Genomic DNA, 14150 nt, shown 5'->3' on the forward strand with positions numbered 1-14150 from the left:
TGCGGCGACGCGGTACTCTGCCCCCGTGCGAATCGTCGTCTCTGGGACCCATGCCAGCGGCAAGAGCACGGTGATCTCGGATTTCGCGCGGCGGCATCCGGAGTTCACGGTCCTCCCCGATCCGTTCGAGCTGATCGACGAGATGAGCGACACGCCCTCGGCCGCCTCCTTCGCCGCACAGCTGCGTGTCGCGGCCGACCGGCTGACGGACCGGCCGCACCGGGGACCGCTCATCGCCGAGCGCGGACCGCTCGACTTCCTCGCCTACCTGCTGGCCCTCGCCGAGATCGGTGAAGCGCGGATCGACCGCGGGACGCTCGAGAGGGCGACGCAGCTCACGTCGGAGGCGCTCGAGACCGTCGACCTGGTCGCCGTGATCCCGCTGGCCGCGAGCGCTCCGATCCACGTCGGGCCCGACGAGCACCTCGAGCTGCGCCAGGTCACGGACGACATCCTGATGGAGCTCATCGACGATCCCGACCTCGTGGGCGACCGCCTTCGCATCACCGAGCTGTCCGGCACGCCCGCCGCGCGCCTCGCGGCCCTGGAGTCCGCCGCCGCCATCCGCTGAGCGGCGGGACAGCGCCGCCCAGGGAAGATGAGGCCTGGGTGGTGGGTCCGCGAGCGGCGCCCACCCCGAGTGCGACGCACGGGGCTGTGCCCGGCGACGGTTCGGGCGACGCATCCCCCAGGATTCGTCGGCACCCAGGCTGCGGCAGGCAGGCTCAACCACCGCCGCAGTGTTCGAGCAAAACAGACCGACGGTCGGGATGCGAGGCGCACAGCCGATTCGGGGCCGGATTTACGCGCTTCCACCTAGTGCGGCGCCCGAAAGGAAAGAAAGCAAGGCCCATCCAATGGGGCTCGCCCCGCGGTGTCTGCACGTGGCATTCACCCGACCGCGATGTCACCGCGCACCGAATCGGGAACGCTCGCCGCGGCGCCGGGAAAAAGTTGTCAAGGGGCAGGGGAATGAACCACTTTCACTCAAATGAGTGAGTAGGCTTTTCCGCAGACGGGTCGATAACCCGACTGCCCAGCGCCCCATACAACCTGAGAGAAGCCCCACTCATGGCACAGAAAGTCATCGTCGAGCTCGTCGACGACCTCGATGGCACCCCGATCGCACACGGTAAGGGCGGCAGCGTGAGCTTCGCGCTCGGCAAGAAGTCCTACGAGATCGACCTTTCCGACGAGAATCTCGCGAAGCTCGAGGACGCACTCGCGCCTTTCATCAGCGCTGCACGCGCATCCTCGCCCGCGACGAACGGCGGCGCACGTCGAACCGGCGCCCGCTTATCGCGAAAGGCCTCCGGCAAGGACCTCGGCGTCGTTCGTGAATGGGCGCGTGCCAATGGTCACACCGTCAGCGAGCGCGGACGCGTTCCCGCCGCCGTGCTCGAGGCGTACACCGCGGCGCACTGATCGGATTCACGCGCACGACACCGTGGGCACCGCTGGGAACGATCGTTCTCATCGGTGCCCACAGTCGTTCCTCGCCGAACGGGACGATATCCGCCAGGATTCTCCTCACGACGCGGAGACGCGAGAACGGAGTGAGCCGTTGAGCTCTGAGCACGCCACACCGCACCGCGCGCGAGACGGGAGCCGGGCGCAGGAGACCGGTCGTGGCTCGTCGACGACAACGCAGCGGGGTGCCTCCCGGCGTGGAGTCGTGTGGATCGCTTGGGCTGTCGCCGCGATCGCCGGAGCGGCGGGAACCCTCGCCACACTGCCTGACTGTGCATTCTCGGCCGAACTCGCGGCATCCATGGCACGACCGGCGACGATTCTGGCGTGGGTGATGCTATTCACTGCCTCGTTCGGCTCCACCGGCCTGATCGCGCATCTCCTCGGTCGCCCCCACCGCGGGGGCGCGCCGCGGACGATCCTCGTGTGCGTGCTCGCAGCCGGGTGCGGCGCCTCGGCGATTGTCATCCCTGCGGGCGTGCTGGGGTTCGCGATCTCGGAGCATTCCCCGAGCTGTGCACTCAGTCCCACGCCCGTGGCGCTTGTGGTCTTCTTCCTCGCCGGCGTTCTGCTGCTTGTCGCGGCACTCGTGTGGCTCGTCGTGGCTTTCCTCGCCCGCGCATTCCATTCGCCGGCATCGCTCTAGAACAGAGGCATCGCGTGACCCCGGGCGACGGGTCATCACCCGGCCGGCGTTCCGCAGCCCTTCAGCATCATCACATCGTCCTCTCACCGGAGAGGACGACGTGCTCGAAATGCTCGACCAGAGTGTGGGATTTCGGCGGGGACGTTGACGCCGTATTCGGGCGGCAATAGCCTGCCTCCCACGGCACACCGGCGACACGGGCGAGGAACTCGAGAATTGACGGCAATCGCCACAAATGTCAGGCACTCGGGTCGGAGGAGCCCGTGATTTCCGACGTCACACGATTTCGCGCGGGGCGGGTCTTCACCTCCGCTAGTGGGGCCGCGACCGAGGTCCTCGCGCCTCTCATCCTCGTGTCGACACTCGGCGGGACGCCTGCCCACGTCGCGGCCCTGTTGGCCGTGATGCTCGCGACGAGCATGCTTCTACGGATTCCGCTCGCGGTCTGGGCCGACCGCAGCCGCAGACACGTGAGGCTGATGATCCTGACCGCGACACTGTCAGGACTGTGGTCGACGGTGGTACCGATCATGTGGTCGGTCGGAGCACTGTCCCCCGTCACCCTGATCGCCTGGCTCGCGGTGAACGTCCTGCTTCTCACTGCGCTGTCGGTTCTGGGTCACGGTGTCTTGAACCACCTGACCGAACCCGAAGACCGCGTGCGACAAGTCGGCCTGTTGAGCTCGGCGACCAGTACCGGCGAAATCGTCGGCCAGTCGGGAGCCCCCCTTCTCATCGCCTTCATGCCGGCACCCCTTGCGCTGTTGATCGACACCGTGGCCTCGTGGATCGCAGCATTGTCGTGGACGAGGATCCCCGATGTCGACGCGGATCCGGCGGAGGAGCCGCGGCCCTCTCTGAGGCTCATCGCCCGGCAGTTGTCGCGCAACCCGACGCTGTGGATCGCCGCCGCGGCCGGCCTGTTCTCCTCGCTCACCGCCCCCTTGAGCGTCTACTACTTCGTGAACACGCTGGGCGTAGACCCTCCGCTGCTCGGTCTTGTCGTGGCGACGGGCGCACTGGGCGGCATCACAGGGGGCGTCGCGCTCGGTCGCCTCTACGCCCGCTGGAGCACGGCGACGGTCGTCGTGATCGGACTCCTGACGATGGGACTCGCCACCATCGGTGTGGCCCTCGCTCCTGCGAACAGTCCGTGGACATACGTCGCACTGGTGGCGATCGAGTTCTCGACCGCCTTCGGCGGAACGCTCGTGATGGCCACCCTCTACGGCGAGCTGCAATCGGGAGCGGGAAGCCACGACGTCGCACGCACGATGTCGTCGGCCAGTTTCCTCGTCGAAGGGAGCGGCCTCGCAGGCCTCGGCGCTGGAGCACTGCTCGCTGCATGGCTCCCGATCCCCGCGGCGTACGCGATCGCGGGCGCACTGACCGTGATGCTGGTCCTCCCCGCCGTGACGGGGCAACGGCGCGTCTCGCGCGAGGACACGCCGCGATCGTCACGATGACCGAAAGCGAAGAGGCGACGCGTGCCCCGAAAGGGATGCGTCGCCTCGACTGGTCTTACGAGGTCACTTGTTCTCGAGCGACCGATATGGTGGCCCCACGTGAAGCACTCGCGAGTAGTATGCCACCCCTGTTAGCCCCGCAAGGAGCACTCCGTAGCGGCAAGATCGCCGAAGTGCTCAGATACTCCCATCCTTCACATCCTCGACGTCGCGGGGGTGATTAGCCCTGCCTCCGGTCGCAGCCGCAGCCGCCGCATTGCGTTCACGAGAGGAACAGGGCCGCCACGAAGATCGCGACCACGATCGTGATTGATATGCCGTATTCGAGAACGACGAGGCCACGCGAACGCCACCGCTCCGAGTGATCGGTTCTCACCGTCGCTGACGGATGCTCGTTCTTGGCTGCCGCTGGGAATCTACGGTCGATACGTCGTTTTCCGATGACCAAGCGGATCATCGCCACAAGAAACAACGTGCCCCCAAGTAGTGAGCACGCGAGCGATGCCGGGCTGAGCGTAAGCCCCGACGCACATGATGAGTACCAGCTCATCGCAGTAACTACTGCCGCGACCACTAAGGAGATGGCCAGCGTGGGGCCCGCCCAGTACGCCACCTGCCGAGCGTATGTCGCTCGCCATCCCCCATCCTCCGCGTTGACCTTTTTCACGTAGTCGACCCCCCATCGTGAAGCGACAATGGCGATTCCTGCCAGGCCAATCGCTAGAGCGGCCGACAGGAACTGAGGAATACAGCTCACGTGTGGAATCCGATCTCTGAATAAGGTCAAACAATCTCAAAGTCACGCCTAGTAAAAGTTGATCATAGCGGCGCAACCCAATCCGAATCCGTTTGTCACGCCGAAGCCGTGAGTCGTCTCAGGCGTGAAGCCGGGTGCAGGAGAGTCGTAAGAACCGCTGGATAACCGACTGCACGAGACGCGCAGGAACGCATCATCCGAGCCATGTCTGCTGTCAGCGGCCGACTGGATGCGCTCCAAGCCGAGTTTCAGGCACTTGAGCAGAACCACTGCGAAAACCAAGAGCGGCGCATCTCCTCGGGGAGACACGCCGCTATCAACTGGCTCTTACGAGGTCACTTGTTCCAAAGCGACCGATGTGGTGGACCTAAGGAGATTCGAACTCCTGACCTCCTCGATGCGAACGAGGCGCGCTACCAACTGCGCCATAGGCCCATGAACAGGATCTAGGTTATCACGCGTCTCGGGTGCTCGATGCACGGGCAGGATGGAGTGATGAGTTCCGCCCCCGACTCCCCCGCGATCGTCCGCAACGTCCGGCTCTCGACATCCGCCTCGTCCGAGGCCGTCGACATCTCGATCGAAAAGGGCGTCATCTCCGCGGTCACGCCGGCGCGGGCGGATGCGACGGAAGGCTACGACGGGCGCGGCCTGCTGGCACTGCCGGGGCTCGTCAACGCGCACGCGCACATCGACAAGTCGTGGTGGGGACTGCCCTGGCAGTCGTACGGCGGCGAGGGGACGACCGAGGGACGGATCCGTCACGAACGCGCGCACCGCGACGAGATCGGGATGCCGTCGGCCCGCATCACGGGCAACGTGCTCGAGCAGCTCGTCGCGCACAGCACCACCGCGATCCGCACACATGTCGACGTCGACCTGGGACTGGATCTGCGCGGGATCGACGCCGTCCGTGAAGCCGTGGCCGCCTACGGCGACGCGCTCACCGTGCAGATCGTCGCCTTCCCGCAGGACGGCGTGCTCCGCCGCCCGGGCGTGCTGGCGCTGCTCGATCGGGCGGCCCGCGACGGCGTCGAGCACATCGGCGGCCTCGACCCCGCGACGATCGACCGTGACCCTGTCGGGCAGGTCGACGCCCTGCTCGCGCTGTCGGCGGAGCACGGGGTGGCACTCGACATCCACCTGCACGACCCCGCCGAGCTCGGCGCGTTCCAGATCGAGCTGATCCTCGACGGCGTGGAGCGATACGGGCTCCAGCAGCGCGTCAACATCGCCCACGGGTTCGCGGTCGCGCAGCTGGATCCGAGTCGTCGGCGCGACCTGCTCGCCCGCATGGGGGCGCTCGGCGTGACGATGACGACGGTCGCGCCGCTGCGGCTCCCCCAGCTTCCGCTTCACGAGCTCGACGCTGCCGGGGTCGCGTTCGGTTTCGGCACCGACGGCATCCGCGACCTGTGGAGCCCCTACGGCACGGGCGACCTGCTCGGCATCGCCTGGCAGTACGCGCGGGCGTCGAGCATCGTCCGCGACGACGACCTCCGGCGCGTCGTGGAGATCGCGACGGGCGGCTCTGCACCCTTCGTGGGGTTGCCGGTGAACCGTCTCGAGGTCGGGGATCGCGCCGACATCGTCCTCGTGGATGCCGAGAACAGCATGGACGCCCTCGTGCGCACTCCGCGCCGCGAGGCGGTCATCGGCAACGGGCGGCTGCTGGTCGGCTGATCGCCGCCGTCACCGGCTCCGGTGACGGGTCACTGACCGGAAGCGCGGCGTTCCAGCAGACGGCGCACGTGGGCTTCGATCGCGGCGTCGCCGGCGGCGGCTCCGCCCACCAGCTCCTCCTCGCGCGCGGCCTGCCGCTGCGGCAGCGCGACCGGGCGCTGGCTCTCGGCACGCTGACGCATCGCCTCTTCGAGCGCGCCGCGACGCAGCGCCTCGCGGGCGTCGACCTCGTCGAGCACCGCGGCGGCGCGCGAGCCGGCGGAGGCCGTGAGCGGACGGGGCAGTTCGCGGGGCACCCAGGACGCCCGCTCGGAGCCGACGGCCAGATCCTGCACCTCGCGTGCGACACGCGCGACCGGGACGACGGTCTCGCGCACGACGGCCCGACGCCGCACCCGCGACATCCGCTGCAGCAGCACGAGACAGGTGACCAGGAGAGCGCCGGCGGCCCACAGGATCAGCGGGGAGCCCGTCGTGGCGAGCCGGACACCGCCCCATGCACCCAGGGCCAGCGCGACGATCGCGGTGGCACTGATGACGAGGCGGGCCCGTCGACGGGCCTGCGCGCGACGGATCTCGGGCCGTGCCCGCTCACGGGCGGCGGCGAGCGCGGCGGCCTCACGGGCCGCGGCGGCCTCGGCGCGGGCCTGGAGCTTGGTGACCTCGAGCTCGGCGCGCACGCGGGCCAGCTCGGCCTGCTCGCGTTCGGCCTGCGCCTGACGCGCCAACCGCTGCTGGGCCATCGCCGTACGCGCGTTCAGTTCGAGGCGGACCTCTTCGGGCGTCTCGCTCGTCTCGGCGAGGATGCGCAGGGCCTGGTTGAGGCGCACGGCGTTGCGCTCCGCGGCGTTGAACTGATGACGGCCGTGCCACGACGGCAGCAGGTAGATCATCCACAGTGCGACGGCGACGAGGACGACCACCCCACCGCCGAGAACCTGACCACCCATGGTGACCACGGTAAGGGCGACGGGCACCGGTGCCGCGACATCCGACCGCGTGTCTGACCTTCATGTGGAACCTGAGGGTTTTCGACGCCGCGGCGAGAGGTCGATTCAGCCCGTCGGACGATCCGTCGCAGGGATGGTGGCGGCATCCTGGGGCGCGCGCCCCTGCAGCCAGCGCTGGAGCACGCCGTCGGGAACCTCTTCGCGTACGAGGGCGAACGCGTAGTGATCGCGCCAGTCGCCGGCGATGTGGATGAAGCGCCGCCGCAGCCCCTCGTAGCGGAAACCGAGCTTCTCGACGACCCGCAGGCTCGCCCGGTTCTCCGGACGGATGCAGATCTCCATGCGATGCAGACCGAGCTCGCGGAAGCAGACGTCCGTCGCCAGCGCGACGGCGGTCGGCGTGATGCCGCGCCCGGCGAACCGCTCGCTCACCCAGTAGCCGATCGTCGCCGACGAGAGCGAGCCGCGGGCGATCCCCCACACGTTCAGCTGACCGGCGATCTCACCGTCGTACTCCATGACGAAGGGCACGCCGCCGCCGTCGCGGTACTGCTGCAGCAGCCGCCGGATGCCCAGACGCATGTCGAACGAGACGGGGCCGTCGGGGCTCGTGGCCTCCCACGGCCGCAGCCAGGCGCGGTTGCCGAGCAGTTCCGACTGCAGGACGCGGGCATCGCGCTGCTTGATGAGTCGGATCGAGATCGGACCGTGCTCGCGCGGTGCCGTCAACTCCACCGGCTCCCCCTCGTGTGCGCCGCGTCGGGAGCAGCGCTAGAGCTTCTCCGCAAAGTCCTTCAACCAAGGTCGCAGTTCGGGGCCGAGATCGTCGCGATCGGCCGCCAGCTGGACGATGGCCTTGATGTAGTCCACCCTATCGCCGGTGTCGTAGCGACGACCGCGGAAGATCACTCCCAACACGCCGTCGGTGACCGCCAGCTCCTGCAGCGCGTCGGTGAGCTGGATCTCGCCGCCCTTGCCCGGCTCGGTGCGCTCGAGGATGTCGAAGACGCCCGGGGTGAGCACGTAGCGGCCGATCACGGCGAAGTGGGACGGGGCGTCCTCCTTCTTCGGCTTCTCGACGAGTCCCGTCACCCGCACGACCCCCGGGTCGTCGGTGGGCTCGACCGCGGCTGCGCCGTACATGTGGATGTGGTCGGGGTCGACCTCCATGAGCGCGATGACGGTGAGCCCGGATGCCGCGTTCACCGAGATCATCGTGGAGAGCAGTTCGTCGCGCTCATCGATGAGGTCGTCGCCGAGCATCACCGCGAACGTCGCCTCTCCGACGTGATGACGCGCGCGGAGCACGGCGTGGCCCAGCCCCTTCGGCTCGCCCTGGCGGACGAAGTGGATGTCGGCGAGCTCGGTGGACTGCTGGACGGCGCGAAGCTTCTCGTGGGCGCCCTTGGTCAGCAGGTTGGACTCGAGCTCGGGGACGGAGTCGAAGTGGTTGGAGATGTTGTTCTTGTTGCGCCCGAGGATGATGAGCACGTCGTCGATGCCCGCCTTCACCGCTTCCTCGACCACGTACTGGATCGCCGGCTTGTCGACGACGGGCAGCATCTCCTTCGGCATCGCCTTGGTGGCGGGAAGGAATCTCGTGCCCAGTCCTGCGGCGGGGATGACGGCCTTGATGGCGGGGGAAGACATGGCGACACCCTATCGGGGCCCGCTGACGCTTCCGTGCCGTCTGCGGGGCGCCCCGCTCGCCGCGCCGCCTACAATCGGACCATGACCGACGGGATCGACGACGCCAAGCGCGCACTGCGCGCCGACCTGCGCGAGCGTCGTCAGCAGCGGTCGGAGGCGATGCGGACCGCCGACGCGTCCGGGGTCAAGCAGCAGCTGGACGCCCTCGTCGACCGCCTCGGGGCCCGCTCGATCTCGTGCTTCCTCTCCGCTCCCACCGAGCCCGGCACGCACGAGTTCGTCGCGGATGCCGTGGCGCGCGGCATCCGCGTGCTGCTGCCCGTCACGCGCGCCGACGGGCTCCTCGACTGGGTCGTGGCCGAGCCGGGCGCCGACATCGCGGAAGGTCTGTTCGGCATGCCCGAGCCCGTCGGCGAGGTGCTCAGCCCCCTCGCCGTCAACGACGTCGACCTGCTGATCATCCCCGCCGCCGCGGTCGATCGCACGGGGATGCGACTCGGGTGGGGACGCGGCTACTTCGACAAGACCCTCGGGTCGATGGAGCACTGCCCTCCCGTCTACGCGGTCGTCTTCGACGCCGAGATCCTCGACGAGGTGCCGCGCGATCTCCACGATCAGCCGGTCACCGGCGTCGTCACCCCCACCCGCACCGTCGCGCTCGCGGCACCGCGACGCTGAGCCGTTCCCCGGAGGACACATGCCCACCTACGCCTATGCCTGCACCCAGTGCGGCCACCGTTTCGATGCCGTCCAGTCCTTCGCCGACGCGGCGCTCACGGTCTGCCCGGAATGCGGCGGTGCGCTGCGCAAGCAGTACGGCTCGGTCGGCGTGACCTTCAACGGGTCGGGCTTCTACCGCACCGACTCGCGTGCGTCCACCTCCGGCGCGGCACCTGGCGCCGGCGGATCGACTTCGACATCATCGAAGTCCGAGGCGAAGTCCTCGCCCGCACCGTCGGGGTCGTGACCGGCGGGAGCCGGAGAATCGGAGGAACCGTGATCAAGGGCTTCAAGGACTTCATCATGCGCGGCAACGTCATCGACCTCGCCGTCGCCGTCGTCATCGGCGCGGCCTTCACCGCGCTCGTCAATGCGGTGGTGGAAGCCATCATCAACCCCCTGATCGCGCTCTTCTGGAAGGCGGATGCCAACGGCAACATCGGCATCCCCGTCAACGGGCTCTACGGCGAGGTGATCTTCCCGATCGGCACCCTCATCTCGGCGGTCATCAGCTTCCTCGCCGTCGCCGTCGTCGTCTACTTCGCCTTCGTGGTGCCGATGAACCACTTCAAGGAGCGGCAGGCCGCCAAGGCCGGCGTCGCGGAGGAGCCGGAGTCGAAGCTGCCCACCGAGCAGGAGCTCCTGATCCAGATCCGCGACCTCCTGGAGAAGAACGCCGCACAGCGCTGACGCGCCCGTCCCACCCCCGGTCGTCGAGCGAGCACCCGTCGCACCCCCGGTCGTTGAGCGAGCGCAGCGAGTCGAAACGCCCTCAGTAGTGCGGCGGGACGTCCCGCCGCATCCGATCGTCGTTCGGCCCCGACGCACCGCCGCCCGCCGGCTGCGGGGCGTCGGGCGCTTGCGCGGGCAGCTCCGGGGACGGGTCGGTGCCGGGTGCCGGCGTGAGCCGCGCGCGCCGCGAGCCGGGCACGCGTTCGACGCGCTGACGATCGACGTCCGACATCGCCGTCAGCGCAGGTCGAGCGGCTGGGTCGCCGTCTCGGCTTTCGGCGTCTCGGGCGACGCGCCCAGGATCGCCGCGATCCGTGCGGCCACGCCGGCGGGATCACTGTAGAGGTCGAACGCGTGCACGCGGACGTAGTGCCAGCCGAGCCGCCGCAGCACCTGGGGCCGCAGCCGCAGGCTCTCGCGCAGGGTCTCGCCGATGCTGTCGGAATCGCTCTCCACGACGACGGCCTTGCCGCGGTGCTGCGCGACGAGCGGCAGCAGTCCGCGGTAGTCGACGTCGACGGCGATGCCCAGGGCGCGAAGCTCACCGGCCAACGTCAGCGTGAGGGGGTCGGCGAGGTCTTCCAGACGCGACTCCCGCGCCCGTGCCGCGATGCCGCCGAGGATCGACATCAGCATCGCCGCGCCGGACTCCAGCCGTCCCTCGTCGAACGCCGACGGACGGATCGAGGAGACGATCACCATCGAGCGGCGCGCCCGTGTCATGCCGACGGTGAGCAGACGCTCTCCGTCCGCCCCGGAGAGGTCGCCGAAGTCGCTGAGGACGCGCCCGTGCTTGGTCAGTCCGAAGCCGAGGGAGAACACGACACGGTCGCGGCTCTCGGCGACCGATTCCTCCAGGCCCAGCACGGCGAACGGCTCGGCCGTGTCACGGCCGACGAACTCGGCGACATCCGAGCGACCCGCGAACGCCGCGGCGACGGCCGCGCGCACACGCTCGGCGTGGCGCACCGACGCGGTGACGACCATGAGCGTCTCGGTGGGCCGGTTGACCGCATGCTCGACGACGAGGGTGACGACCCGGGCGACCTCGGCGTCGGGGCTCTCGACGGCGCCCGTGATCGGATCGGGGGTGCCGGTGCCGCCCTCGACGTAGTCGACGCTGAGGCTTCCGCGTCCCAGGTACGAGCCCGCCCAGGGGAACGAGACGAGCCGGCCCCCGTAGAACGCGCCGTTGACGAGCTCTGCCAGGTCTTCGCCGCCCGCGCGGTAGCTGCGCGTGAGGGTCTCGACCGGCACGAGCTCGGACAGCCGCTCGAAGACGCTCACGTGGTCGAACGGCACCTCGGGCTCGTCGTCGGGCGTCGGGTGGCCCGCCCCGACCCGGAACGGCGTCGGGCGCTGGGTGACCGGGTCGCCGAACACGACGACCTGACGCGCACGCCGCAGCGCCGGGGCCGCCTCGGCCAGGCACAGGGCCGCGGCATCCGCGATGACGACCACGTCGAACAGGGGCGTCTCGGGGATCGCCGGCACCTCGTACGGGGATGCGAGCCAGACCGGCGCCAGCGTGCGCACGAGAGCCGGCGCCGCGGCGACGAGCTCCGCCGCGGTCGCTCCCGGGCCGCGCAGCACCTGCTTGAGCGCCGCGGCCTCGCCGGCCTCGTCGACGACCGCGATCTTCCAGGTGGTCGCCAGCTCTGCCGCCAGCAGCGGTCCGGCCGAGGCGGCGTGCGCCTCGTCGACGAGACGGTAGTCGCGCTCCAAACGGTCGACGACCGAGGTGTTGGCGCCGAGCAGTGCGCGATCCGAGCGCAGCATCGCCTCCAGCGCCGACTGCCACCAGGCGAACTCGAACTCCGCGGCGACGTGCTCTTCCGGCACGTGGCGCACCGACAGCTCGGTGAGGAGGTCTTCCAGCCCCATCTCGGCCAGCTCACCGCGCAGCGTCGCGCGCTCGACCAGATTGTCGAACACGTCGGAGCGGGCGGCGAGACCGGCGAGGGTCCGCAGGAGGTACGGGATGGGAAGCGACGACAGCGGCTCGGTGCGCCCGAGGGCGCGGTCGAGCGCGGCGAGGTCGGCCGACACCCGCTGCCACGCCATCGCGACGTCATCCAGCCCCAGGGGGATCTCGGGCATGACACCCGGGTCGACGAGCTGCTGCCACTGCGTGCGCTGCTGCTGCACCCGCACGAGCGACTCGTGCATGTCGGTGATGTGCATGCCGGGTCGCACGTACTCGCGGGAGAGGTTCTTCAACCGGCGGCGCTGCGGCGAGGTCATGGCTGGCGCGTCACGACGCGGGGCGTGCGCCTGGATGAGCTCTCCGAGCGGCCGTTCGAACACCGTCATGCTGAAACGGTCGAGAGACGCGCGGATGCCCTGCAGCAACTGGACGTAGCTGCCCAGTTCGGCGAGCGTCGAGAACGGACGCATGCGCGTCTGGGCGATGAGCTCGTAGCCGCGCTCGAGCATCGCCGGCACGTCGCTGCGGTGGAGGCGTCCGGCGAGCGCGTGGGCGTCGCGGGCCTCCTGGGTGGACGCGAACGCGACCCCGTACCACGGCGAGTCGTCGGGGCCGAAGCGGAACTCGCCGAGGCGGGCGGCGGTCGCCAGCTCCTGCGCGGCTTCGGCGCGGCGGGTGCCGAGCGACTGCAGCGTGGCGAGGTCGAAACGGGTGGATGCCGACGGCTGCGGCGTCATCGCCGCGATCGTGGTCAGGGTGCGCAGCGCCTCGAGCGGCGAGACCTCGACCCGCGGATGCCGTTGCGTGAGGGCGTCGCGATAGTCACGCAGCACGGTGCGCAGCCGCACGAGGGCGTCGTCGACGTCGGCCACCTTGGGCTGTTCGGCCTTCTCGTTGCGGGTGATCGCGCGGATCAGGTCGCGGTGCAGGTGGCGGGGTGAGACGGCGAGCCCGGGAAGCCCGATGCCGCCGAGGCGGTGCCGCACGCCCTCGAGCGTGGAACGCCGTGCGCTGACCACCAGCACGCGCTTTCCCGCGCGGACGAGCTCGCCGACGGCGTTGATGACGGTCTGGGTGCCGCCCGTGCCGGGCAGGGTGTGGACGGCGAGCGACTGGCCCGCGACGATGCGCGCCAGTACGGCCTCCTGCTCCGCGTCGGCGTCGAGGAGCAGGCGGTCGGCGGCGGGCGGACGCTCGTCGGAGCTCACGCTCGGCGGCGGGGTCCGCACGATCGTGAGATCCTCCCGATCGGACTCGTGGCCGGCCAGGGCGTTCAGGATCGGGTGGTCGAGGGTCTCGGCGTCGCGGCCCATCGGGGAGGAGACGTCGGCGAAGGTCGAGACCACCAGACGCGGCTGCACCGTGAACGTGTCGACGTGGGCGGTGAGCGCCCGCAGGTGGTCGATCACCGGCTGCGGCTTGAAGACGCCCGCGTCGTAGGCGAGTTCCGCGAGCGCGCGACCGTCGATGACGATGCCGAAATGCGTGCGTGCCGCGACGACGAGCTCGGGGTTGATCGTGAAGGCGCCGTGCAGTTTGAGGTCGAAGTCGGCATGGTGCCGGCGGATGGCGAGGGGGCGCAGCAGCACGGGCGCCGCATAGGCGACGCCGCCGATCCGCCAGGCCGCGACGCCGACGGCGAGGTGGACCGTGTCCAGTCCGCGCGTCGTGCGCAGCTCGACGTCCTTGGCGGCGATGCGCTCGGCGGCCAGGCGTGCGGTGCGCAGCGCGACCTCGTCGCGGAAGAGGTTGGACAGCAGCGTGGAGCGGCCGGTGATGAACTGCGGCAGGCTCCCGGGATGCGCTTTCGTGATGTCGATGCCGGCGTCACCGGCATCCGTGTAGTGCAGGAGCGTCGAGCGCCCGCCCAGCCAGCCCGACTCCTCGCGCAGCCGTGCGCGTTCGCCGGCCGCGACGTGCGCGACGACGACGCCCGGCTCCGACAGGTCGAGGTCGGCGGGGGTCACGGCGTACCCGTGGTCGGCGTCGTCCACGCCTCGCACGGCGCCATCGTCTGCTCTCCACACACTCGACACCTTAAAGTCCCGATCACGGCGTTCCCGGTTGGCGCGGCGGGTTTTGCCGGTATTGGGGCGGATGTGGCGGATGAGAATGCCGGATGCGGGCGGACCATCGCCTCCTCCCCACA

The 14150-nt window shown here is 69.6% G+C and carries 14 protein-coding genes and 1 tRNA gene; 8 read left to right on the forward strand and 7 right to left on the reverse strand.

The window, feature by feature from the left end:
• The first annotated feature begins 25 nt into the window (after positions 1–25).
• The 4 genes from AC6CQV_RS08980 (at position 26) to AC6CQV_RS08995 (ending at position 3582) form a co-directional block, all read left to right on the forward strand.
• Positions 26–571: a DEAD/DEAH box helicase family protein gene (locus AC6CQV_RS08980; RefSeq protein ID WP_498259273.1), complete on the forward strand. Its 546-nt coding sequence runs from the start codon at positions 26–28 to the stop codon at positions 569–571.
• 500 nt (positions 572–1071) lie between these two features.
• Positions 1072–1425: a histone-like nucleoid-structuring protein Lsr2 gene (locus AC6CQV_RS08985; protein ID WP_498259274.1), complete on the forward strand. Its 354-nt coding sequence runs from the start codon at positions 1072–1074 to the stop codon at positions 1423–1425.
• A gap of 250 nt (positions 1426–1675) precedes the next feature.
• Positions 1676–2116 carry a hypothetical protein gene (locus AC6CQV_RS08990; protein WP_498259275.1) on the forward strand — a complete coding sequence of 147 codons (441 nt, stop codon included), beginning with the start codon at positions 1676–1678 and terminating at the stop codon, positions 2114–2116.
• A gap of 353 nt (positions 2117–2469) precedes the next feature.
• Positions 2470–3582, forward strand: a complete 1113-nt coding sequence (locus AC6CQV_RS08995; RefSeq protein WP_498259276.1) for an MFS transporter — start codon at positions 2470–2472, stop codon at positions 3580–3582.
• A 262-nt stretch (positions 3583–3844) separates the two neighbouring features.
• On the opposite strand, the gene AC6CQV_RS09000 is transcribed toward AC6CQV_RS08995, so the two are convergent.
• On the reverse strand, positions 3845–4339 hold the full coding sequence (locus AC6CQV_RS09000) for a hypothetical protein (protein WP_498259277.1): 495 nt from the start codon (positions 4337–4339) through the stop codon (positions 3845–3847).
• 359 nt (positions 4340–4698) lie between these two features.
• Positions 4699–4774, reverse strand: a tRNA-Ala gene (locus tag AC6CQV_RS09005).
• Between the two features lie 60 nt (positions 4775–4834).
• Between AC6CQV_RS09005 and AC6CQV_RS09010 the strand changes: the two genes are divergently transcribed.
• Entirely contained in the window at positions 4835–6022 is a 1188-nt protein-coding gene (locus AC6CQV_RS09010) for an amidohydrolase family protein (RefSeq protein ID WP_498259278.1), read from the forward strand.
• A 29-nt stretch (positions 6023–6051) separates the two neighbouring features.
• Here AC6CQV_RS09010 and AC6CQV_RS09015 read toward each other — a convergent pair whose 3' ends face one another.
• The 3 genes from AC6CQV_RS09015 to galU form a co-directional block, all read right to left on the reverse strand.
• A complete protein-coding gene (locus AC6CQV_RS09015; RefSeq protein ID WP_498259279.1) occupies positions 6052–6972 on the reverse strand; it encodes a large exoprotein in 921 nt (306 codons plus the stop codon).
• Positions 6973–7077: 105 nt separating this feature from the next.
• Positions 7078–7707 carry a GNAT family N-acetyltransferase gene (locus AC6CQV_RS09020; RefSeq protein ID WP_492492926.1) on the reverse strand — a complete coding sequence of 210 codons (630 nt, stop codon included), beginning with the start codon at positions 7705–7707 and terminating at the stop codon, positions 7078–7080.
• 36 nt (positions 7708–7743) lie between these two features.
• On the reverse strand, positions 7744–8622 hold the full coding sequence (gene galU / locus AC6CQV_RS09025; protein ID WP_060960052.1) for a UTP--glucose-1-phosphate uridylyltransferase GalU: 879 nt from the start codon (positions 8620–8622) through the stop codon (positions 7744–7746).
• Between the two features lie 81 nt (positions 8623–8703).
• On the opposite strand from galU, the gene AC6CQV_RS09030 reads away from it, so the two are divergent.
• Genes AC6CQV_RS09030 through mscL form a run of 3 tightly spaced genes read left to right on the forward strand, consistent with a single transcriptional unit; the run spans position 8704 to position 10032 of the window.
• Positions 8704–9300, forward strand: a complete 597-nt coding sequence (locus AC6CQV_RS09030; RefSeq protein WP_060960053.1) for a 5-formyltetrahydrofolate cyclo-ligase — start codon at positions 8704–8706, stop codon at positions 9298–9300.
• A gap of 19 nt (positions 9301–9319) precedes the next feature.
• Positions 9320–9589 carry an FmdB family zinc ribbon protein gene (locus AC6CQV_RS09035; RefSeq protein ID WP_060960054.1) on the forward strand — a complete coding sequence of 90 codons (270 nt, stop codon included), beginning with the start codon at positions 9320–9322 and terminating at the stop codon, positions 9587–9589.
• A gap of 29 nt (positions 9590–9618) precedes the next feature.
• Positions 9619–10032, forward strand: coding sequence for a large conductance mechanosensitive channel protein MscL (gene mscL / locus AC6CQV_RS09040; RefSeq protein WP_191008273.1), 414 nt, complete (start codon positions 9619–9621; stop codon positions 10030–10032).
• A gap of 82 nt (positions 10033–10114) precedes the next feature.
• Here the strand turns inward: mscL and AC6CQV_RS09045 are convergent, their stop codons facing one another.
• Both AC6CQV_RS09045 and AC6CQV_RS09050 read right to left on the reverse strand, forming a co-directional pair.
• On the reverse strand, positions 10115–10306 hold the full coding sequence (locus AC6CQV_RS09045) for a hypothetical protein (protein ID WP_498259280.1): 192 nt from the start codon (positions 10304–10306) through the stop codon (positions 10115–10117).
• Between the two features lie 5 nt (positions 10307–10311).
• Positions 10312–14004, reverse strand: coding sequence for an AAA family ATPase (locus tag AC6CQV_RS09050; RefSeq protein ID WP_498259281.1), 3693 nt, complete (start codon positions 14002–14004; stop codon positions 10312–10314).
• Between the last annotated feature and the right edge of the window lie 146 nt (positions 14005–14150).

The organism is Microbacterium sp. EG9, from assembly GCF_059759475.1.